Here is a 20,511-nt window from a genome sequence, read left to right on the forward strand (position 1 = left end):
TGAAGGGGTCTCAAAGAACGAGGCCGGCGGCCCGGTTTTCGATCAGTCTGACAATATTGAGTGCAGTCATTTCCGAGGACTTCGGGTTGGTCGCCAGAGGCCGGTTCTGCAGGCGGATTTCGAGCAAGCCGAAATCGCCTTCGGCCCGGATTTCGTGGGCATTGAACCGAGCGTTCGGGTCGGCAACCAACGTCACCCGCGTCCGGTCGAGGCCGATGCCGGCAAGCGAGGTGATGACAGCGACATTGGCATTCTGCGGAAAGCGATCGGCCGCCTCCCGTGCCGATCCCTCGAAAAAGGCGAGGGGCTCCCGTAGCGCGTCGAGATCGCAGAGCGTCTCAGCTGGCGTCCCGCGCCAAGCCTTTGGCGGCTTGATGATGCGGTGCTCAACATCCGTGAGATTGAGCCTGGAGGCTGCTGCCAGCGCATCGACACCGCCGAGCGCGCCCGGAGGCACAAGTAATTTCCGTCCCTTCGCTTCTGCCAGGGTTACCAGCTCCGAAAGTGCTGCTTCATCGATCAAGCCCGAGGTCGAGGAGACGGCAAAGTCCATGCCGGCGGCGAAGGCTGCGCGGCCGAAGGGTAGCACGCTGTCTCGCCCTGCCGCCTCAACGACCAGCGTCGCGCCCGTTGCGGCAAGGTCGCCGGGTTCTACAATCAGCCGCGCCCCTGCGGGCAGGTCGGCGCGTTTACGTTCGGGATCGCGGACGGCGACGGCGACGATTGCAACAGAAGAGTTGCGCTCGGCCAAAAGTGTGGCCACACGCTGGTTGATCGCACCCCAGCCGACAAGACAGATCGCTTCAGATTCCGACATAAGCCTGCACCCGTTCGTAATCCCGATCGAGATCGGCGCCGTTGCCAGACCAGACGCTTCGCCCCTTCTCGATGATATAGTGCCGGTCGGCGAGCTGCTTCAGCACGGCGAGATTCTTGTCGACGAGCAGGATCGACTGGCCCGCCGCCCGCAATTTTCCAATGACATTCCAGATTTCCGCGCGGATGACGGGCGCCAGCCCCTCGGTCGCCTCATCGAGGATCAGGAGCCATGGATTGGTCATCAGAGCCCGGCCGATGGCGAGCATCTGCTGCTCCCCGCCGGACAGCGTTCCGGCGGCCTGTTCGGCGCGTTCGCGCATGCGGGGAAACAACTCATACACCCGCTCCAGCGTCCAGCCGTCGGCGTATTTTTTGCGGTTGGCCGCGGTCGCCACCAGATTTTCCCGCACGGTCAAGGTCGAAAAGATCTGCCGTCCTTCGGGGACGAGGCCAAGTCCGAGCCGGGCCACACGTTCCGGCGGCTGCCTGGTCATTGGATGGCCGCCGATCGTTACCCTGCCGCCGCGGGCGGGAACGAGACCCATGATCGTCTTGATCGACGTGGTCTTGCCCATGCCGTTGCGCCCCATCAGCGTCACGCATTCGCCCTTGGCGACCTCGAGTGAAATATCGAACAGCACCTGGCTGTGGCCATAGCCGGCTTGAAGTCTCTCGACGCTCAGCATAGTTCGTCCTCGTTCCCGAGATAGGCCTCGCGCACCTCGGCGCTGGCGGCGATTTCCTCGGCACTTCCCGTCATGATGATCCGCCCGTACACAAGCACCGAAATGCGTTCGGCGAGCGCGAAGACGGCATCCATGTCGTGTTCGACCAGCAGGATCGTCACCGTGCCGCGCAGGCCCTTGAGCACCTCGATCATATCAAGGCTTTCGGCATGGCCGAGACCGGCCATCGGTTCGTCCAGCAGCAAGACCTTCGGTCGGCCGGCGAGCGAAACCAGAAGCTCGAGTTGCTTTCGCTCTCCCTGAGAGAGGTCGTCAACAATGATGTCGGCCCGCCTGCCGAGGGGACTCTTGCCGAGCAGCTGATCGGTCTCTTCCCAGACCTCGCGGCGCGCCGTCATGCGATCGAAAATGCGTAAATTGCCGCCGAGCCTTGCCTGGACGGCGACGGCCATGTTCTGCCGCACGGTGAATTCGCCGAGCAGGCTCGTAACCTGGAATGTGCGCCCGAGCCCAAGGGCGACGCGTGCGGCGGGTGCAAGCCTTGTTACATCCTGGCCGGCGAAGAGGATCCGGCCTTCGCTCGGCAGCAAGTTGCCGCAGAGCTGGTGAATGAGCGTCGATTTCCCGGCGCCGTTCGGGCCGATCAGGGCATGGATATGCCCCTCTTCGAGTGTGAAGCTGACATTGTCGGTTGCCGTCAGCCCGGCGAAGCGCTTCACCAAGCCTTGTGTTTCAAGGATCACCGTCATGCTGCCCTCCTGCGAAAGCGGGCAAGGACGCCATTGATGCCGCCCTTGCTACCGAGCACCACGACCAGCAGGAGGATGCCGAGAATGAGCTGCCAATGTTCCGTCCAGCTTGCCAGATAGGTCTGCAGAAAGATGAAAGCGGTTGCTCCGAAGATCGGGCCAACGAAGGTGCCGACGCCACCGAGGATGATCATGATCATAAGCTCGCCGGATTTGGTCCAGGCGAGCGTGTCGGGGCTGACGAAACGCATGAAGACCGCCATCAGCGCGCCGGCGAGCCCCGCGCCCATGCCTGACAGCACGAAAGCGAAGAGCTTGTATCGGAACGGCTCGATGCCGAGCGAGATCATGCGCTTCTCATTTTGCCGGATGCCGGCGAGCATGGTGCCGAAGGATGAGCCGATCACACGGTTCAGCCAGACGAAATAGAGGACGGCAACGGCGAGGATCACGAAATAGACGACCGTCTTGTCCCGCAGCCCAATCCCGAACAGCGTATTGGCGTTGCGCACGATAATGCCGTCGTCGCCGCCATAGGTTTTGAGCGAGACGAAGAAAGAGAACAGCATCTGGGCGAAGGCGAGGGTGATCATGATGAACTGCACGCCGCCTGTTCTCAGCGCCAGCGCGCCGATGACAAGCGCCAGCAGGCCCGAGACGAGAATGGCGACCGGTATGGTGATCAGCAGTTGGTCGGTGCCTGGAATGAATCCGAAGAGCGGCACGCCCTCCGCATGGTGGTAGTAGAGAATGCCGACGACATAATTGCCGATGCCGAAGAAGGCAGCGTGACCGAAGGACACCATGCCGCCGGAGCCGAGCGCCAGGTTGAGGCTTGCCGCCGCGATGGCGTAGATCATCACGCGCGCAACAAGGCTTGGCAGCGCCGGCTGGCCGAGAGCGGGCGCCGCGTATGGCAGGGCCGCGAGACAGGCGATCAGCACGAGATAAAGAAAGAGGCGGCGCATGGTCAGCCTTTCGCCGGAAAGAGGCCCTTCGGCTGGACGAGCAGCACGATAGCCATCAAAAGGTATATGCCCATGGAGGAGATGCCTGCACCGAGCGCATCCGCATCGGGACCAGCCATAAGGTGACGCAACAATCCCGGCATGAAGGCTCTGAGCCCCGTGTCCAGTACGCCGAGCGTGATGCCGGCCACGAAGGCACCCTTGACGGAGCCGACACCGCCGATGACGACCACGACGAAAGTGGCAAGCAGGATCTGTTCACCCATGCCGACCTGAACGCTGACGATCGGGGCCATCATGAAACCGGCAAGGCCGGCCAGCATCGACCCCAGTCCGAAGATCAGGGTGTAGAGCAGCTTGATATCGACGCCGAGGGCTCGCACCATATCGCGGTTGGTCGAGCCGGCGCGGACCAGCATCCCTATGCGGGTGCGGTTGATCAACAGATAGAGGCCGAGCGCCACGAGCAGACCGACGAGGATGATCAGCAGGCGAAAGGGCGGATAAAGAAGCCCCGGCAGCAGTTCGATCGGTTGTGACAACATGTCGGGAAGCTGCAGGAAGACCGGCTGCCGGCCAAACAGCAGCACTGTCAGCTCATTGAAGATAAGGATGAGGGCGAAGGTGGCCAGGACCTGATCGAGATGGTCTCTTTCATAGAGGCGGCGCATCACGCCAAGCTCGACGATGATGCCGACGACGGTAGAAGCGACCAGCGCGGCAGGCAGACCGAGCCAGAAATTGCCGGTGGCATTCGCCACCCAGGCACCGGCAAAAGCGCCGACCATATAGAGCGAGCCATGGGCAAGATTGATGACGCCCATGATGCCAAAGATGAGGGTTAGCCCCGCGGCCATTAAAAACAGCATGACGCCGTAGAGCAGGCCGTTGAGCAATTGTTCAAGGATAAGGGTCATTGCGCGGTCCAGCGACCTTCCGTCGGGCGTGAATCGAAGCCAAAGCGCAATGGCCCGGGCGCGCGAGGCGTCGCCGGGCCATTGTGTTCGGATTAAAGCTTGCAATCCTTGGCGTGGATATCGCCGTAGTTTTCGACAAGCTTGCGCAGCGTCTTGGTGGTCGGCACGCCGTCGGCGCCCTTCACGACTTCGAGCAGATACCAGTCCTGTACAGGATGCTGGTTCGAGCCGAAGCTGAACTTGCCGCGCACCGACTGGAAATCGGCCTTCTTCACGGCGGCACGGAAAGCGTCGATATCGTCGACACCGCCGGTTGCCTTCAGCGCGGATGCGATCAGGCGAGCTACGTCGTAGCCCTGCGTGCCGTAGGTGGTCAGAGGACGATCGGGATAGGTCGCCTTCCACTTCGCGACCAGCTCTTTGCTGGCGGCGTTGTCAAAATCTGGGCTCCAATGCGAGGTCACCTTCAGGCCGACGGCCGCATCGCCGAGGCTCTTCAGCACGACGGCGTCGCTGGACGGCTCCGAGAGCACCATCGGGATCTGGCCGAGCAGGCCTGCCTGCTGATATTGGCGAAGGAAGGCAATGCCGAGGCCGCCAGGGTGGAACTGGAAGACGACATCCGGCTTGGCGGCGCGAATCTGCGCCATTTCGGCGGAATAATCGGTCTGATCGAGCTGGGTATAGACCTCACCGACGATCTCGCCGCCAAAGGTGCGTTTGAAACCGTTCAGGGCGTCCTTGCCGGCCTGATAATTCGGCGCCAGGACGAAGGCGCGCTTGTAGCCAAGTTCCTTCGCGGCAATGCCGGAGGCTTCGTGCAGCGAGTCGTTCTGCCAGGGGACAACGAAATAATTGGCGTTGCAGTCCGGGCCGGCGAGATTCGAAGGCGCGGCATTGGCACTGACATAGATCGCGCCACCGTCAACGACGTCGGGCACCACGGCGCCCGCGATGTTGGAAAAGATGATGCCGGTCAAAAGCTTGATCTTTTCGTCGCCCATCATTTTTTCGGCGATCTGCCGACCATTAGCCGGCTTATTCGCGTCGTCTTCCACGACGAGTTCGACCGGTACGCCGCCGAGCTTGCCGCCTTCCATGTCGATCGCGAGCTTCATGCCGTCGCGAACGTCCTGGCCGAGATAGCCGCCGGGACCGGACAGGGTGGTGATGACACCGATCTTGACCGGATCGGCAGCGAGCGCGGCCGTCGCGCTGGCAAGCGCAACGGTCAGCGCAAAAAGCGTGTTCCTGAGTTTCATTGGGTTCCCCATTATGTCGTTATTGCATTTGTTCTTAAGGTTCCTTCCGCCTCTCCCAGGGCGGAGGTTATTGCAGCTTCACCCAGCCTTCCGGCGGTATCTTGCCGGGGTGGATAGTCCCGCATTTCGGGCAGGTGCGAAGTTTCTCGTCTGCGTAGAATTTTGCATATAGCGGGGGCAGGTCGTCAACGATAGATTCCAGATCGACCTCGGCCCTGTGCACTAAAGTTGTGCATTCGAAGCAATACCACTCAACTGCGTCAAGAGCGCCTTCCTCGCGGACCGCTTCGATGACGAGGCCGATGGAGCCTTCCTGGGGGCGCTGCGGCGAGTGGCGGATATGGGCGGGCAACAGGAAAACGTCGCCTTCGCGGATCGGCACATCATAGAACTCCTTGCCGTCATAGAGCTTGAGGACCATGTCGCCCTTGAGCTGGTAGAAGAATTCTTCGGACGGGTCGTCATGATAGTCGGTGCGCCGGTTCGGGCCACCGACGATCGTTACCATCAGGTTGCCGTCCTTCCAGATCTGCTGATTGCCGACCGGCGGCTGCAGCAGATGGCGGTGTTCGTCGATCCATTTCTGAAGGTTGAATGCGCTCAATCTGGTCATCGTCGTTCCTCTCTTCTCTTATTCAGCCGAGTTTTAATCCGCTTTGTTCGAAGGCCTCGCGGGTCAGGCGTTTCTCTGCTTCCGTCAACTCCAGCAGCGGCGCTCGCACGGGGCCGCCGGCCTGCCCCAGCAGTTCCTGCCAGTATTTCTGGTGCGCATGCGGCTTTTCGGCCGGGCGGGAACGCTTGAAGGCATCACGGGCCTGCTGGAGGCTTGCGCTGACGGCCTTCGCCTCGGCCGCCTTTCCGGCGAAAGCGAGGTCGGTATAATCGCGCATGCGCCGATCGACCTTGGTCTGCAGAGTGTAAGGCGGCGACGAGCAGAGATAGAGCTGCCAGCCGAGCTCCAGCACATTGTCGATCCATTCTTCTTCCGACGCGGTGGACACAAGAATGCGGTCACCGGCGAGCGCGGTCAGCTCCTTGTACATGTCGCGCGGGACGGAATATTTGATGGCAACCACCGTCTCAATATCGGCGAGGCGGTTGCAAAGCTCGGGGCTCATCAGATAGCCGCTATCGGGATGCGACCACAGCGCCATGCCGATATCGACCTTGGAGGCGATCATTTCGTAATAACGCAGCAGCGTTTCGTCCTGCGCCTTGAAGAAATGCAGGATCGGCGCATGGACGACGATATAGTCGGCGCCGCAGGCCTGCGCATGTTTGGCAAGCTCGATGACGACATCCATGTTCTGGTCGGAACAGGACATGATCGTCTGCGCCCGGCCGGCGGTCGCCTCGACCGAGAGGTCGAACAGCCGCTTGCGTTCGTCCAGCGACATGGCAAAGAACTCGCCCTGCTTGCCGGCGATGAAGAGGCCGTCGATGGCAAGATCGCCGATCCAATGATCGACATTCCGCCGGAAACCATCCTCGTCGATGGCACCATCCTGATGGAAGGGCGTGTTGGCCGCAGCCCAAATGCCGCGCATGGTCGCGCGCGAATGGGCCTTGGCGTTCTTGCGGTCGTATTTCATGGATCCTCCTTGATCGTCGGAATGTTCGGGGCATGGGCGCCAGGAGGGGCATGTCGGTAACGTGGCCACTGAGATGCGGCTGAGCGCGACCATTCCTCCAGCGTTTCCGTGCATTCCGATTGCCGATCCTTAAGGCCGGCGTGTTTGGCAAAGTTCTATCTCCCGAACCATTAAGCAGCAGATTTTTTTATTCAAGAACCGGCGGAAACTGCATATATTCATGTTAATTCCAGTATGGATCGACCGATGATCAATTTACGTCAGATCAAATGCTTCCAAGCCGTCGTCGAGCTTGGCAATTTCTCCCGCGCAGCCGAGCGATTGCGCACGAGCCAGGCGGGGGTCTCGCATGCCATTCATGATCTAGAAGCGTTGCTGGGCACGCGCCTTTTCGACCGCACGACACGGCGCGTGGAATTGACCGAGGCGGGCCAGATTTTCGCCGCCGGCGTGTTGCCGGGGCTCGCTGAAATCGAGCGCGCCGTGGAATCCGTGCGCGACCTCAGCGAGTTGCGGACTGGCTTGGTGCGCATTGCAGCGCCGCCGCTTTTGGGCGCCACCGTCCTTCCCAGGCTTCTGCAGGAGGTGGCCAAGCTTCATCCGAGCCTGCGGCTGCGGATCGAAGATGTGGGAACCGATCTGATCGTGCCGCGCGTCCGCAACGGCCTTTACGAGATCGGCATCGGCACCTTCAATGCCGACGAGGAAGGGATCGACCGCCAGCATGTGCTGAGCGACCGGCTGATGGTGTTCATCGAAATGAATCACCCTTTCAAATCACTTGAAGAAGTGGATTGGAAAGCGTTGGCGGATCAGCGCGTCATCACGCTGACGCGGGAGAGCAATATCCGCCTGCTGACCGAAATCGGTTTCGAGACCGCCGGACTGCCGCTTCGTCCGCATCTGGAAGTGCATCAGATACACACGGCGCTTTCGCTCGTCGAAAGCGGCGCCGGCGTCGCGGTGCTGCCGACCTATGCCTTTGCGGCGCTGAACGGGCGGGGGATTGCCGCGCGCCCGCTGATTGGCCCGGCAATCACACGCCAGGTCAGTATCATAACCGCACGAGAGCGCACGCTTTCGCCGGCAACGACGGCCGTGCGCCCGCTTCTGCGAAAAATCCTGCGCGAGATGGTGCCCGAAGTTCTCTAGGATAGTGAACCGTGCTGCCCTGCTAGTGCTGTGCTTTGCCGGTCCGGTAGCCGGATTGCTGGAACGGATGTGCCTCGGCGAATTCCGGACGCTCGAAGCATTGCCGCCCGAGGGCTGCTACCGTGGGAAATTCTGCGAGATCCAATTTGTAAAGATTGGCGATGACGATCTGGCCGGCAATGCAGATGTCGGCGATCCCCGGTGTGGCTCCCAATGCAAATGGAGCAGGGGGACGCCGCGTCAGCAACCGCTCATAGGTCGCAAGTCCTTCCACGGTCCAATGTTTGCACCATGACTCAATTGCATCGGCATCGGCACCGAATGCTTCGCCCAGATGCTTGCGAACGCGCGGCACGATAAAGGGGTGGGCGTCGGCGATCGAAACCAGCGCCAGCGACCGGGCATAGGCGCGCTCCTTGGCGTCGGCCGGCATCAGGCGCGGTTCCGGCTTGATGTCGTCGAGATATTCCATGATCGCCAGCGACTGGAAAATGCGATGGCCGTCGTGGACGAGCGTGGGCACGACGCGCTCGGCGTTCACTTCGGCATAGTCGGCATCGAACTGACGGCCGGAAAGAATGTCGATTTCGATTTCCTCGAAGGCAAGCTTCTTCAACGCCAGTGCGACCCGGACGCGGAACGCCGCATTCGAGCGCCAGAAGCTGTAGAGCTGAATTGTCATTGGATCGGTCCATTCTGTGAATTGAATGTATTGGATTCGATGCGGCGAACGATCATTGTTCTGTTCCGCATCACGGGGCAAACCCTGTCTAGCGGATGATCTTACCCTACGTCTCGCATGGGCGTGTTGCCATATGGCAATGCCGGCTTGCGATTCTGCAAGCCGGACCACGCGGCCCAGTGCCTTGCCGGGTAGCAACGCGCGCTTGCGAGCTTCCAACCAGCATTCCGCTCTCAAGGCGCCTATCCTGTAGCTGCGAAAAACACACAGGAGAAACTCCAGATGAAACTCTATTATGCGCCGGGCGTCTGTTCGATGGCCGCCCATATCGTTGCCGTCGAGGCCGGGCTCACTCTCGATCTGGTAAAGGTGGACATTCGCAGCGAGCCTCATCGCGTCGAGGATGGCCGTGATCTGAAGGCGGTCAGTGCAAAGGGTGTGGTGCCGGTGCTGGAACTCGACAATGGCGAGATCCTCACTGAAGGCGTCGCGATCCTGCTCTATCTGGCTGACAAAAAGCCGGACGCAATGCTGACGCCTGAACAGGGCAGCTTTGAGCACTATCGTCTCCAGGAATGGCTCACCTTCATCAGCTCCGAGCTGCACAAGACCTTCAGCCCCTGGCTGTTCCATCCCGAATATGGCGCACAGGCTGCCGAGGTTGCCAAGGAAAGGCTACGGCAGCGCTTCGATATTCTGGAGGCTCATCTGGCGACACAGGATTATCTGGTCGGAGGCCGTTTCAGCATCGCCGATGCCTATTGCTTCACCATCATGAATTGGTCCAGGGGGCTTCGTATCGATCTTGGGGCGTGGCCAAATCTGACGCGCTATCTATTTGAGATTGCCGAACGCCCAGGCGTACGTATGACGCTCGTTGCCGAAGGCCTGCGCAAATAGCAGGCGCGCGGGTAAGTACCGAGTTCGCTCAACCGGCGACGCTGAAAGCACCAACGCGCTCTCCCTCCAGCAGCGCCCGCCGTGCGAGCAGGCCGCCGCCGACATGATCGAAGAAAGCCCGTACGCGTGCCGTGTTGCGCAGATCCTTATGCGTGATCAGCCACAGTTCCCGGGTGAGTTCGTCGAGCGGGTCCTGAACCCGCTCGATATCGGGCTCCAGATCGCCAAGGTAGCAGGGCAGGAGCGCCAAGCCCAAGCCTGCTTTCACCGCCATGAGCTGATTGATGAGACTGCTGGAGCGATATGCAAAGGCGCGGGGCGAAATATTCTCCGTCAACCACCTCGCTGCCGCAGCCACAGCGCCGCTGTCCCAGCCGATCACCGCGTGGCTCGAAAGCGAGGCGATGTCGGTGGGACGTTCGCGATCTGCAAGATAGGCGTTGCTGCCATAGAAGGTCCAGGGCGTCGATGCGATCTTGCGGCCGAACAGCTCGCCCTCATGCGGGCGGGTGGCTCGGATGGCAATATCGGCTTCGCGCCTCAGGAGATCGAGCTGCCTGTTATCGACAAGCAGCTCCAGCTCGATACCGTCATGTTCGCGACGAAAGCCCGCAAGCACTTCGTTGAGAATGCGGTAGGCCAAGGTCTCCGACGAGGTGATCTTGAGCTTGCCGGACAGTCGGGTGTCTTGGCCCGTGATCGAACGATCGATCGCAAGAATCTCCGTCTCCAGCCGCTCGGCAGCCATGACCATCTGCAAGCCGGCGTCGGTCGGCACATATTGGCTCGATGTGCGATCAAACAACTGCACGCCTCGGCGCTTCTCCAAGGCATTCAGCCAACGGAACACCGTCGAATGGTCGTGGCCCAGATCCTTTGCCGCGCCGACAAGCGACCCAGCCCGCCCAATCGCCAGCACAATCCTGAATTCGTTCCAGTCCGTCATGTTCTTGCTACCTCGCAAATTGGATCTGCATCCGGACATGATGCATTGCAAATCGGAAAGCGTGTTGTCGAACGGCGTCCGAGCATCGATGTCTCTTCCCGTCCCAGTATAAGTTCCAAACGGCACGGTTTGCATTGCAAAGATGCAAGCCAGACTTTCCGAACGGCAAGCTGTAAGCCGCCGAGGTGAAAGCCGAACGGTTGCGGCGTCTCGGTTGTCAGGCGGAAATATCGGCTTGCAAAACCACAACGGGCGTTGCGCGCTCAGCACTCCTATCATCCGGGCTCATGCTTTTGCCGACGCGGTCCGCGTCCGCCAGGCTGCAAGTCAAGACAATGATGCAATGGAGACGCGTATGGGAACGGGCATGGCATGGGGATTGTTGATCCTGTCCGGTCTTCTCGATGTTGCCTGGGCGATCAGCGTGAAGATGGCCGATGGCTATAGTCGTTTGGCCTGGTCCGTCCTGTCCTTCTTCCTGCTTGCCGCTTTCATCTACGCCCTCGGCAAGTCGCTTCAGGTCCTGCCGCTCGGCACGGCCTATGCCGTCTGGGCCGGTATCGGCGCGATCGGATCTATCGTTCTGGGCATCGTGATCTTTCGCGAACCCGCGACCTTCATCCGCCTCTTCTGGATCGCCGTCACCCTCAGCGGCATCGTCGGTCTCAAGCTATCGAGCAGCTGAGGTTCGCCGCCGCTGCTCATCCCAAGACGAAGGAAATATCATGACCAAGCTGAATGCCGACCCGAGTTTCGTTTTCTCCAGGGACGAGGAATTGAAGGCTTTTCGCGACATGCTGTTGATCCGCCGCTTTGAGGAGCGCTGCGGGCAAATGTACGGCGAGGGCCTGATTGCCGGCTTCTGCCATCTCTATATTGGCCAGGAAGCGGTGGTCGTCGGAATGCAGATGGCGATCGGCGAGGGCGATCAGGTCATCACGGCCTATCGCGACCATGGTCATGCGCTGATGTCGGGCATGGATCCCAAGGCGGTGCTGGCCGAGCTGACTGGCCGCATGTCGGGTGTGTCGAAGGGCAAAGGCGGCTCCATGCACATGTTCGCGCCTAAACGCGGCTTTTATGGCGGGCATGGCATCGTTGGTGCACAGGCATCCCTCGGCACCGGTCTCGCCTTCGCCAATAAATATCGCGGCAACGACCGCGTTTGCCTCACCTATTTCGGCGATGGCGCATCGAACCAGGGCCAGGTTTACGAGAGTTTCAACATGGCGAAGATCTGGGATCTGCCGGTGGTTTACGTCATCGAAAACAATCACTACGGCATGGGCACCAGCATCGAGCGTGCTTCGGCGAACCTCAATCTTTCTGAGCGTGGCCTGTCCTTGAACATCCCGGGCGAACAGGTCGACGCAATGGATGTCCGCGCCGTGCGAGCCGCGGGCATCAGGGCTGTCGAACACGCCCGGGCTGGCAAGGGCCCCTTCATCCTTGAAATGCTGACCTATCGCTATCGTGGCCATTCGATGTCTGACCCGGCTAAGTATCGCTCCCGCGAGGAGGTACAAAAGGTCAGGAACGAGAGCGATCCTATCGACCGGTCGCGTGCCCGCATTCTCGAAGATGGCCATGCCAGCGAGGACGACATCAAGCTGATGGAAAAAGAAATCAAGGATATCGTTGCCGACGCAGTCGACTTCGCCAAGACCAGCCCGTTGCCCGACCCAACCGAACTTTACACCGACGTCTATGTGTGAAACCTCGACTGGCGCGGAGTATAGTTCGATCGTCACGACCGCGACGCTTGCGGTCGGCTCGATTTCGCGCAAAGTGTCCCGATAATCGAAGTGGGACGCCGGTGTGGCAAGGCACATACCCGCCTGCGAACTTGACACCGCGCGCCAAGGCGAATGTTCATGCACGATCCGATCATCCGCTCCGTCCTCCTGGCGGAATTGCTCTCGCGGCCGGAGCCCATCGTCGTGCTGGAGGCGCCAGCCGGCATGGGCAAGTCATCCATGTTGCATCATGTTGCCCGTCATTTTGGCGTCGAGGTCGAGCGCGGGCCGGCGCTGTCGGCCGAGGTGACGCCAGGGGCGGTAAAGGTCTGGGACATCCCGCCCTACGCGAAGCCGGAGCCGCTTGCCGATGCTTTTGCCGCCGGCGCGGCGCGCATCTTCATTGCGAAGCGGCCGGACGTGGTTCTGCCCGGCCTGTCGCGCGCGCTGGTCTATGGCAATGCTCATGTGGTCGATCCGAACCACTTGCTGTTAAGCGATGCTGAACTTGCAGATATTTTCGGTGACGGAGCCGAAGCCGTCCGCAAGAGTTCGGGCGGCTGGCCTCTCGCCGCCTTCAGATCCAAACTTGCCGGCACTGCGCTGATCGATTTTCTTGCCAACGAAATGCTTCGCCCGATGCCGGCAACAGCGCTTGTCGATCTGCGTACGTTGCTTGATGGGCGCGGCACGCGCTCGAAATCCGAATACCCGCTGATCCCATTTGAAAGAGATGGCGGCATCAATACACCGGCCGTTGCAGGAGAGCTCGGCACCGCTTTGGATGTCGTCATCGAGGAGCGCCTAAGCGTTGCTGCCGAGGCTAAGGCGATTGCCGAGGCCTTTGTCGAAAGTGGGCGCCCGGTCGATGCTATCCTGACCTTTCAGCGTGCGGGCTTCTTCGATAGCGCATTGCGCGTCTTCAACGATGAGCACGGCGATTTCTTTCTCTATTTCCACGGGCCGGACGCGTTCGAACGCGTTCTTTCAGGCTTTCCGCGCAGTTTCGCATTGCAGACGGAGGCGCTGGTATTGTCGCTTGCCTTGCAGGCGCTGAAGAAAGGCGATGTGTCGCGGGCGCGACGCCTGCTCGCCGATCGTTTTGGCGATCTTGCCAATGATCCTGAAGCGGTGTTTTCCCCCCGTTCGGTCTTTTCCAGGGAGTTTCGGGCATTTCGGCTGCTGATGCTGATCTATGACGACTATTTCTTCTCGGAGGAACTGCTGGATCGCTGCTTTGCGCTCGTGGCCGAATTTCCGATCGATGATCATCTCTTCCGGGGCAGCTTCTACAATTCGATCCTCGAATTCTACATTCGCAACCGCCGTTTTGCGGAGGCCGAGGATGTGGCGCAGCGCGCCATGTATCACTATGAATGCGCCAAATCGCCAATGCTCGCCTTCTATATCAGCCTGCATAGGGCGTTGATCCGGCTGCTGATGGGCGATGCGCTGGCTGCGCGCAAGCATGCGGCACTCTCCGCCAAGAGCCTGGCCGAAGTTCCGTTCGAAAGTCCAAATGATGCGCGCCTTCAGGTGCTCCTCGAAGCCTGTATCGAGTACGAGTCCGGACGGGCTGAGCCGCTGTCCCGTTTTCTCAGTCTGGAGATGGACGATTTTTCGCACGGTGAAATCTGGCCGAGCCTGCTTGAACTGGCACTGCACTACGGCAGCCAGGCGCTTGGAAGCCATTTTTCGACAATCGCGGCAAGAAGCTTCCTCGACCGCTGGCGCGTCTACCAGGTGTCGAACCGGCAATTCCAGGTCATGATCGAAATCCGCGAGGTCGCCGTCCTGCAAAATGCCAATCGCTGGCAGGAAGCCGCGGAGCGCCTGAACGCGATTGACTCGCGCATCGACCGAAACTGGGTGCTCGGCTCCAATCAGGTGCTGGAGCGCATGGACAACAGAGACGAGATGGCTCTGGTGTTGGCGTGGATGCGGCAGATGGTCTATGAGCAGCCCACATGGGAGGGTCTCGATGATTTGATCGCCGATCTCATGCGTAATCTCAACATTACCGATCGCCAGCGGATCAGCCTGGAAATCTGGCTTGCCTACATCGCCAAGCGGCAGCGAAATCTCACCCGCGCGCGTTCCATTCTCCAGAAGACATTCGAGGATTGCGCGCGGCTGGGGGCGATCGCGCCCTTGTCGGAGGAGCGGGTTCTACTGGACGAATTGATCAGCAATGAACGCATTGGCGGCTTCCTGGCCACATCGCTTGCGGCAAAGCAGATCATCCGCAAATTGCGCGACAGCGGCCGGCTTTCGACCGGTCCCGGCGAGCGTAGCAACCTCTCACGCCGTGAAAGCAAGATCCTGCTGATGATATCGGAAGGTGCGGCCAACAAATACATCGCCCATACGCTCGGGCTCAGCGAGGCGACGGTGAAGTTTCATCTCGGAAATGTCTATCGCAAGCTTGGCTGCCGCAATCGGCAGGAAGCGATCGGAACTGCGCGCGCACTGGGTATGGTCAGCTGACGCCTCGTTGATGGCGAGGTTATGCCTGTCACAGGACGACAAAACCTATACCATTTAATCAAAAACCTAGACTTGGTTCGTGTTGGCGCGCCGGGTTGCCTATGCAATCTTTTCCATACGGCTTCTAAGGCTTTGATGAGCGAAGGAGCCCGGATGCGTACTCACGCTGTCGGCGACCCAAGCGCCGGATGCCGTCGAGCATCGTCCCGCATGATTGACGCTCCACTCCATAGGCGCACGAAGACGCCGGAGCGAACTCTAGACATAAGCGGGCAAAAGCTCGCAGGGAACCTTGAACCGAACCGGGAGATTGCATGAGCAAGCTTAGATTGATTGCGTCGACTGCACTTGCCGCCCTTGTCGCAGGTATTGCGGGAACGGCTGCGGCCAAGACGGTCGTGACCATGAATACTGTTCAGATTTTCGGCACGATCGATCCGGCCAAAATCTCCGACTACACCGACTATATGGCGGCAGTGAACCTTTACGATGGTCTGATCACCGTCGATTCGACGGGCAATCTGCAGCCGGAACTCGCCGAGAGCTGGACGGTCTCTCCCGATGCGAAGGAAGTGACCTTCAAGCTTCGCGCCGACGCCCATTTCACCGATGGTTCGCCTGTCAAAGCGTCCGACGTCGTTTACTCCTTCGAGCGCCTGCTGAAGATCAACCAGGGTCCCGCCAATCTTTTTGCCGATGTGCTGAAGCCTGGCTCCGTCACTGCCGTTGACGCGCATACAGTGAAGTTTACGCTCTCCAAGGCCTTCGCGCCGTTCCTCAGCACCGTGCCTGCCGTCTTCATCCTCAACGCTGACGTCGTCCAGAAAAACGCCGGCAGCGACGATGGCCAGACTTATCTCGCAACCAACGCCGCCGGTGCCGGTCCCTACACGCTGAAGGCCTGGGATCGCGGTGCGTCGATGACGATCGAGCGTGATCCGAAATACTACAAGGGTTTTGGCGAAGGTCCGATCGACGAGGTCCGCTGGATCATCACCAATGACGAGGCGACCGTCCGCTCGCTTGCCGCATCGGGCGAGCTGACGATGAGCAGCCAGTACCAGTCACCCGATACCTACAAGGCATTGAAGGAGATGGGCCGTTTCAACATCGTCAGCAGTGATACGACGATCGGTTTCTACCTGAAGCTCAATACCAAGGTGCCGCCCACGGATGACATCCATATCCGCAAGGCACTCGCCTACGCCACCGACTACGACACGGTGCGCAACGTCATCGTGCCGGGCGGTCAGTTGAATGGCCCGCTGCCTCCCGGATTTGCCGATTTTTATGCCAACGACCTTCAGGCACCGAAGTTCGATATGGATGCGGCCAAGGCCGAGATTGCCCAGTCGAAATATGCCGGCCAGGAAATCCCGATCACGCTCGGCTATGTCGCCGGCACCAAGTTCGAGGAAGAGATCAGCCTGCTGATGCAATCGAACCTCGAGCAACTCGGCTTCAAGGTGACGCAGCAGGCCGATCCGTGGAACCGCATCACCGAGATTTCCAACAAGGTCGACACGACACCTGCCGTCAGCCAGATATTCTTCGGCCCGACCTATCCGTCGCCGGACTCGATGTTCTTCACGCAGTATCATTCGAAGGCTGCCGGTACCTGGGCCTCGGCGGAATGGCTGCAGGACCCGGCCATCGACGCCTTGATCGACAAGGCGCGTGAAACGGCAGACGCCAAACAGCAGGCCGATATCTACAAGGAATTGCAGCACAAGATCGTCGATCTGCAGCCGGATGTCTTCCTGCAAACACAGACGGTTCAGCATGCCATGGACAAGTGCCTCGAAGGCTTCCACGCCGTGCCCATGCAGTCTTTCGACTACAAGTTCACGCGCTACAGCTGGACCTGCAAATAGCGGTTTGCAGGTTCTCCGGGCGGGCTTCTCGTCCGGATTGCTTGAGACAGGACGGCCTTCGGGCCGTCGCCATCTCTCCTTTTCGTTCGAGACAGGGCTTGGATATTGGAATTCCTCCTCTTCATGATCAGGCGCGTGCTCTGGTCACTGCTGGTCCTGTTCGGGCTTTCGGTGGTGATCTTCGCCATTGCCCGCGGAATGCCCGGCGATCCGGTTCGCCTCGCACTTGGGCCGCGCGCCAGCGCGGAACAGGTCGCGCAGCTTCGCGAGACCATGGGCTTCAACAAGCCTCTGATCCAGCAGTATGGGATCTATGTCTCCGGGCTGGCCGGCGGCGATCTTGGTCTGTCGCTTCTGACGAAACGGCCTGTCGCCAGCGATATAAGTGAAACCTTTGCCGCCACCTTCGAGCTGGTCCTGACGACGATCACCATAGCCTTCGTTCTCGGTGTCCCCCTTGGCGTGGCCGCGGCGCGTTGGAAGGATCGCTGGCCAGACAATCTCGTGCGCCTGATCGCCATCTTTTCAGCCGTCACGCCAAGTTTCTTCCTGGCGATCCTGCTGCAGATCCTTGCCGGCTATGTCCTGCACATCTTGCCGACAACCGGCCGCTTGCCGCCGAACATGGCTTTCACCCCCGATATCACCGGTCTCCTCAGCGTGGATTCGCTGCTGCGCGGGCGTCTTGACGTCTTCGGCGAGGCCTTTCGCCATCTTCTGCTTCCATCTCTGGCTCTTGCGGCGGCCACCATGGGCCAGATCGCCCGCATCACGCGCTCGTCAATGATCGACGTGGCGAGCCAGGACTATATCGAGGCCAGCCGGGCTTTCGGCATTCCGGAGCGGGTGCGTGTTTTCAAATACATGCTGCGACCAAGCTTCGTGCCGCCGCTCACCATCTCGGGGCTGGAATTTGCATCGCTCATCGGCAATGCCTTCGTCGTCGAACTGGTCTTCGCATGGCCCGGCATGGCTGCCTATGGCGTGCGCACCATCATGCAGAAGGATCTCAATGCCGTCATGGGCGTGGTGATCGTCTCCGGCGTCTTCTTCGTGGTCGTCAATCTCGTCATCGATGTGCTGGTCGGCATGGTCGATCCTCGTATCCGCATTCGAGGGAGGCGCTGATGTCTGAGACCTCGCTGGAAACGTCCGTGCAGCCGCAGCGCCTCTCCAATGCCTACCAGAATTGGTATCGCTTCTCGCGCAATCCGACGGCTGTCATCGGTGCCGTGATCGTCATCGTTTGTGTGCTGGCCGCACTTCTGGCGCCATGGATCACACCGCATCCGGAACATGTCGGTGCCGCGGTGAATTTCCGCGCCCGCCATCTGCCGCCGTCGACCGACTATTGGTTTGGGACTGACAATGTCGGCCGCGATATCTTCACGCGTGTCGTCTTCGGCATGCGCATCTCGCTCTTGCTGGCGCTGGTGGTTCTCGGCACGGCTGTCCCCGTCGGCACCGTGCTTGGCATGCTTGCCGGCTATTTCGGCGGTTGGGTCGAGGCCGTCATCATGCGCCTCACCGATATTGCACTGGCCATCCCGCCGCTGGTCATGGCGCTTGCCGTTGCCGCAGTGCTGTCGCCAAATCTGATTAACTCGCTACTCGCAATCTCCGCGCTCTGGTGGACGTGGCATACGCGGCTGATCTATTCGATCACCAAGCAGATCCGCAGCCAGGAGTTCATCGAGGCGGCGGAGACGCTTGGGGCGAGCAAGTTCCACATCCTCTTCCGCGAAATTCTGCCGAACTGCGTTTCCGCGCTCGCCGTCAAGACCTCGCTCGATTGCGGCTTCGTCATCCTGGTCGGTGCGTCCCTTTCGTTCCTCGGCCTCGGCATCCAGCCGCCGACACCGGATCTTGGAACAATGGTTGCCCAGGGTGCTGCCTTCCTGCCGGATTACTGGTGGGAATCGGTGCTGCCGGGTACCGCCATTCTCTTCGTCGCCCTCGGCTTCAATCTTCTCGGCGACGGCCTGCGCGACCTCTTCGATGTCCAGGAGGTCCGATGAGCTTCCCGCTTCTCCGCGTCAACAATCTCTCCGTGGCATTCTCGACCTATGGCCGCACCAGCAGGGTGTTGCACAATGTCAGCCTCGACGTTCCCGCCCGTTCCCAGGTCGCCCTGGTCGGCGAGAGCGGCTCCGGCAAGACGGTGACGATGAAGGCGATCATGGGGCTGCTGCGCCAGCCGCCGGCCCGCATTCTTGGTGGCGAGATCTATTATGATGGCGCCGATCTGCTGACGATGCCGGACAAGGAGCGGCTGCGACTGCGCGGCACGGCCATGTCCATGGTATTCCAGGACCCCATGAGTTCGCTCAATCCGGTCTTCACGATCGGCGACCAGATGGGCACGATCCTGAAATATGCCGACAAGCGCCTGGGCCGCTCGCGCTCGACCAAGGAGCGCATGGCACGCGTCCACCAGGTTCTCGATCAGGTGCGGATGCGCGATCCCGAGCGGATTTCCCGGTCCTACCCGATCGAGCTATCCGGCGGGATGCGGCAACGTGTGTTGATCGCCATGGCGCTGTTGAGCGAGCCGCAACTGCTGATCGCAGATGAGCCCGGTACAGCACTCGACGTGACGACCCAGGCCCAGATCCTCAAGCTGTTGAAGGATCTGGTCGAGGAACGCGGGCTCGCTTTGTTGATGATCACCCATAATCTCGGCGTGGTCAGGGAAACCTCGAACTACGTCTACGTCATGAACAAGGGCATCATTGTCGAACATGGCGAAACCACAGGTATCTTCGAGACGCCACGCGATCCCTACACCCAAAGCCTGATCAACGCGGTACCGCGGCTCACCGGCGGGATGCGCTTTGGCGCGGAGGTGGCACCATGAGCGCGCCCATGTTGGAAATTCGCAAGCTGTGCAAATCCTTCCCCGTGCGCAATGCCTTCGGGCGGCAGATCGGTGCAGTTGCCGCGGTCGATGAGGTCTCGTTTTCGATCGAGAAGGGCCAAGTCTATGGCCTTGCCGGCGAGAGCGGTTCGGGAAAATCGACCATCGCCCGGATGATCATGGGTCTGGAGCGTCCTGATAGCGGCGAGATCCTGATCAACGGCGAGAGCCTCTCCAGGCAATCGCGGGGTCATCGTCGGCATGTGCAGATGGTGTTCCAGAACCCCGGTTCCTCCCTTAATCCGCGCCGCACGGTTGGCCAATCGGTCATGGTGCCGCTCGATGCCCATGACTATGCCGGCAACAAGCGCCAGCGGGTTTCCGAACTGCTGGAAATGGTGCAGCTGCCGGCCGATTTCGCCGATCGATATCCGCACGAGCTTTCCGGTGGCCAGAAGCAGCGCGTGGCGATCGCCCGGGCGCTTGCCGTCGAGCCGAAGCTTCTGGTCCTCGACGAGCCGACCTCGGCGCTCGATGTTTCCGTTCAGGCTAGGGTGATCGACCTTCTCGCCGATCTCGGCCGGCGGATGGAGCTTACCTATCTCTTTATTTCCCATGATCTTAGCCTGATGCGCAACTTCGCCCGCAGCGTCGGCGTGCTCTATCGCGGTCAGATCGTCGAAACGGGGGCGGTATCCGCCGTCTTCGAAAACCCATCCCACGACTACACGCGTCTTCTCCTTGCCTCCGTTCCTGTGATTTCGAAGGAGGAAGAGGCGATGCGCCCGAAAATTCCATTGATCGACGGGGAAATCCCGACAGCGGAGAAATTGCTCGCACTGCGGGAAGCCGGTCAAACAGCAAGTCACGAACGAGGTTAAGAC

General features: G+C 60.3%; 20 protein-coding genes. 10 read left to right on the forward strand and 10 right to left on the reverse strand.

Annotation, left to right across the window (positions count from 1 at the left end; all coding sequences use genetic code 11):
* Positions 1-10: 10 nt before the first annotated feature.
* From A6U86_RS18950 to A6U86_RS18985, 8 genes are all read right to left on the reverse strand, one after another.
* Positions 11-817 (reverse strand): aspartate dehydrogenase, encoded by an 807-nt coding sequence (locus tag A6U86_RS18950; RefSeq protein ID WP_068394343.1) that lies wholly within the window; start codon positions 815-817, stop codon positions 11-13.
* On the reverse strand, positions 804-1,505 hold the full coding sequence (locus A6U86_RS18955) for an ABC transporter ATP-binding protein (RefSeq protein WP_068394345.1): 702 nt from the start codon (positions 1,503-1,505) through the stop codon (positions 804-806). Before A6U86_RS18955 ends, A6U86_RS18950 begins: the two co-directional genes overlap by 14 nt.
* Positions 1,499-2,254, reverse strand: a complete 756-nt coding sequence (locus A6U86_RS18960) for an ABC transporter ATP-binding protein (protein ID WP_068394347.1) — start codon at positions 2,252-2,254, stop codon at positions 1,499-1,501. The genes A6U86_RS18955 and A6U86_RS18960 overlap by 7 nt, the downstream gene beginning before the upstream one ends.
* Positions 2,251-3,222: a branched-chain amino acid ABC transporter permease gene (locus A6U86_RS18965; RefSeq protein ID WP_244510005.1), complete on the reverse strand. Its 972-nt coding sequence runs from the start codon at positions 3,220-3,222 to the stop codon at positions 2,251-2,253. The genes A6U86_RS18960 and A6U86_RS18965 overlap by 4 nt, the downstream gene beginning before the upstream one ends.
* 2 nt (positions 3,223-3,224) lie before the next feature.
* Entirely contained in the window at positions 3,225-4,139 is a 915-nt protein-coding gene (locus tag A6U86_RS18970) for a branched-chain amino acid ABC transporter permease (RefSeq protein ID WP_068394351.1), read from the reverse strand.
* A 92-nt stretch (positions 4,140-4,231) separates the two neighbouring features.
* On the reverse strand, positions 4,232-5,401 hold the full coding sequence (locus A6U86_RS18975; RefSeq protein ID WP_068394353.1) for an ABC transporter substrate-binding protein: 1,170 nt from the start codon (positions 5,399-5,401) through the stop codon (positions 4,232-4,234).
* A gap of 67 nt (positions 5,402-5,468) precedes the next feature.
* Complete coding sequence (locus A6U86_RS18980; RefSeq protein WP_068394354.1) at positions 5,469-6,014, reverse strand: 3-hydroxyanthranilate 3,4-dioxygenase; 546 nt, start codon at positions 6,012-6,014, stop codon at positions 5,469-5,471.
* Positions 6,015-6,036: 22 nt separating this feature from the next.
* Entirely contained in the window at positions 6,037-6,993 is a 957-nt protein-coding gene (locus A6U86_RS18985; RefSeq protein WP_068394357.1) for a dihydrodipicolinate synthase family protein, read from the reverse strand.
* A gap of 246 nt (positions 6,994-7,239) precedes the next feature.
* On the opposite strand from A6U86_RS18985, the gene A6U86_RS18990 reads away from it, so the two are divergent.
* The gene (locus A6U86_RS18990) at positions 7,240-8,145 is read left to right on the forward strand and encodes a LysR family transcriptional regulator (protein WP_136686923.1); all 906 of its coding nucleotides are present in this window, start codon (positions 7,240-7,242) and stop codon (positions 8,143-8,145) included.
* A 22-nt stretch (positions 8,146-8,167) separates the two neighbouring features.
* Here the strand turns inward: A6U86_RS18990 and maiA are convergent, their stop codons facing one another.
* Positions 8,168-8,827 carry a maleylacetoacetate isomerase gene (gene maiA, locus A6U86_RS35465; RefSeq protein ID WP_158008766.1) on the reverse strand — a complete coding sequence of 220 codons (660 nt, stop codon included), beginning with the start codon at positions 8,825-8,827 and terminating at the stop codon, positions 8,168-8,170.
* Positions 8,828-9,109: 282 nt separating this feature from the next.
* Between maiA and gstA the strand changes: the two genes are divergently transcribed.
* A complete protein-coding gene (gstA, locus tag A6U86_RS19000) occupies positions 9,110-9,727 on the forward strand; it encodes a glutathione transferase GstA (protein WP_068394361.1) in 618 nt (205 codons plus the stop codon).
* A 28-nt stretch (positions 9,728-9,755) separates the two neighbouring features.
* On the opposite strand, the gene A6U86_RS19005 is transcribed toward gstA, so the two are convergent.
* Positions 9,756-10,673, reverse strand: a complete 918-nt coding sequence (locus tag A6U86_RS19005) for a LysR family transcriptional regulator (RefSeq protein WP_068394363.1) — start codon at positions 10,671-10,673, stop codon at positions 9,756-9,758.
* 355 nt (positions 10,674-11,028) lie between these two features.
* Here A6U86_RS19005 and A6U86_RS19010 point away from each other — a divergent pair, with 355 nt between their 5' ends.
* The 8 genes from A6U86_RS19010 (at position 11,029) to A6U86_RS19045 (ending at position 20,508) form a co-directional block, all read left to right on the forward strand.
* Positions 11,029-11,358: a multidrug efflux SMR transporter gene (locus tag A6U86_RS19010; protein WP_141683747.1), complete on the forward strand. Its 330-nt coding sequence runs from the start codon at positions 11,029-11,031 to the stop codon at positions 11,356-11,358.
* Between the two features lie 40 nt (positions 11,359-11,398).
* On the forward strand, positions 11,399-12,388 hold the full coding sequence (gene pdhA / locus A6U86_RS19015) for a pyruvate dehydrogenase (acetyl-transferring) E1 component subunit alpha (RefSeq protein ID WP_068394367.1): 990 nt from the start codon (positions 11,399-11,401) through the stop codon (positions 12,386-12,388).
* 159 nt (positions 12,389-12,547) lie between these two features.
* Positions 12,548-14,896, forward strand: coding sequence for a helix-turn-helix transcriptional regulator (locus A6U86_RS19020; RefSeq protein ID WP_068394416.1), 2,349 nt, complete (start codon positions 12,548-12,550; stop codon positions 14,894-14,896).
* Positions 14,897-15,210: 314 nt separating this feature from the next.
* Complete coding sequence (locus tag A6U86_RS19025; protein ID WP_068394369.1) at positions 15,211-16,770, forward strand: ABC transporter substrate-binding protein; 1,560 nt, start codon at positions 15,211-15,213, stop codon at positions 16,768-16,770.
* Between the two features lie 123 nt (positions 16,771-16,893).
* Positions 16,894-17,898, forward strand: a complete 1,005-nt coding sequence (locus tag A6U86_RS19030) for an ABC transporter permease (protein ID WP_068394418.1) — start codon at positions 16,894-16,896, stop codon at positions 17,896-17,898.
* Positions 17,898-18,788: an ABC transporter permease gene (locus tag A6U86_RS19035; protein WP_068394371.1), complete on the forward strand. Its 891-nt coding sequence runs from the start codon at positions 17,898-17,900 to the stop codon at positions 18,786-18,788. Before A6U86_RS19030 ends, A6U86_RS19035 begins: the two co-directional genes overlap by 1 nt.
* Entirely contained in the window at positions 18,785-19,627 is an 843-nt protein-coding gene (locus A6U86_RS19040) for an ABC transporter ATP-binding protein (protein WP_068394373.1), read from the forward strand. Before A6U86_RS19035 ends, A6U86_RS19040 begins: the two co-directional genes overlap by 4 nt.
* Entirely contained in the window at positions 19,624-20,508 is an 885-nt protein-coding gene (locus A6U86_RS19045) for an oligopeptide/dipeptide ABC transporter ATP-binding protein (protein ID WP_068394375.1), read from the forward strand. The genes A6U86_RS19040 and A6U86_RS19045 overlap by 4 nt, the downstream gene beginning before the upstream one ends.
* Positions 20,509-20,511: the final 3 nt, after the last annotated feature.

This window comes from Rhizobium sp. AC27/96, assembly GCF_001692325.1.
Taxonomy (GTDB): domain Bacteria; phylum Pseudomonadota; class Alphaproteobacteria; order Rhizobiales; family Rhizobiaceae; genus Rhizobium.

Coding starts and splice junctions, on each gene's coding strand:
- A6U86_RS19030 (WP_068394418.1), top strand. CDS start 16,894: ATGATCAGGCGCGTGCTCTGGTCACTGCTGGTCCTGTTCGGGCTTTCG.
- maiA (WP_158008766.1), bottom strand. CDS start 8,827: ATGACAATTCAGCTCTACAGCTTCTGGCGCTCGAATGCGGCGTTCCGC.
- A6U86_RS18990 (WP_136686923.1), top strand. CDS start 7,240: ATGATCAATTTACGTCAGATCAAATGCTTCCAAGCCGTCGTCGAGCTT.
- A6U86_RS19045 (WP_068394375.1), top strand. CDS start 19,624: ATGAGCGCGCCCATGTTGGAAATTCGCAAGCTGTGCAAATCCTTCCCC.
- A6U86_RS18980 (WP_068394354.1), bottom strand. CDS start 6,014: ATGACCAGATTGAGCGCATTCAACCTTCAGAAATGGATCGACGAACAC.
- A6U86_RS19010 (WP_141683747.1), top strand. CDS start 11,029: ATGGGAACGGGCATGGCATGGGGATTGTTGATCCTGTCCGGTCTTCTC.
- A6U86_RS19035 (WP_068394371.1), top strand. CDS start 17,898: ATGTCTGAGACCTCGCTGGAAACGTCCGTGCAGCCGCAGCGCCTCTCC.
- A6U86_RS19020 (WP_068394416.1), top strand. CDS start 12,548: ATGCACGATCCGATCATCCGCTCCGTCCTCCTGGCGGAATTGCTCTCG.
- A6U86_RS19040 (WP_068394373.1), top strand. CDS start 18,785: ATGAGCTTCCCGCTTCTCCGCGTCAACAATCTCTCCGTGGCATTCTCG.
- A6U86_RS18985 (WP_068394357.1), bottom strand. CDS start 6,993: ATGAAATACGACCGCAAGAACGCCAAGGCCCATTCGCGCGCGACCATG.
- gstA (WP_068394361.1), top strand. CDS start 9,110: ATGAAACTCTATTATGCGCCGGGCGTCTGTTCGATGGCCGCCCATATC.
- A6U86_RS18960 (WP_068394347.1), bottom strand. CDS start 2,254: ATGACGGTGATCCTTGAAACACAAGGCTTGGTGAAGCGCTTCGCCGGG.
- A6U86_RS18975 (WP_068394353.1), bottom strand. CDS start 5,401: ATGAAACTCAGGAACACGCTTTTTGCGCTGACCGTTGCGCTTGCCAGC.
- A6U86_RS18970 (WP_068394351.1), bottom strand. CDS start 4,139: ATGACCCTTATCCTTGAACAATTGCTCAACGGCCTGCTCTACGGCGTC.
- pdhA (WP_068394367.1), top strand. CDS start 11,399: ATGACCAAGCTGAATGCCGACCCGAGTTTCGTTTTCTCCAGGGACGAG.
- A6U86_RS18965 (WP_244510005.1), bottom strand. CDS start 3,222: ATGCGCCGCCTCTTTCTTTATCTCGTGCTGATCGCCTGTCTCGCGGCC.
- A6U86_RS19025 (WP_068394369.1), top strand. CDS start 15,211: ATGAGCAAGCTTAGATTGATTGCGTCGACTGCACTTGCCGCCCTTGTC.
- A6U86_RS18955 (WP_068394345.1), bottom strand. CDS start 1,505: ATGCTGAGCGTCGAGAGACTTCAAGCCGGCTATGGCCACAGCCAGGTG.
- A6U86_RS18950 (WP_068394343.1), bottom strand. CDS start 817: ATGTCGGAATCTGAAGCGATCTGTCTTGTCGGCTGGGGTGCGATCAAC.
- A6U86_RS19005 (WP_068394363.1), bottom strand. CDS start 10,673: ATGACGGACTGGAACGAATTCAGGATTGTGCTGGCGATTGGGCGGGCT.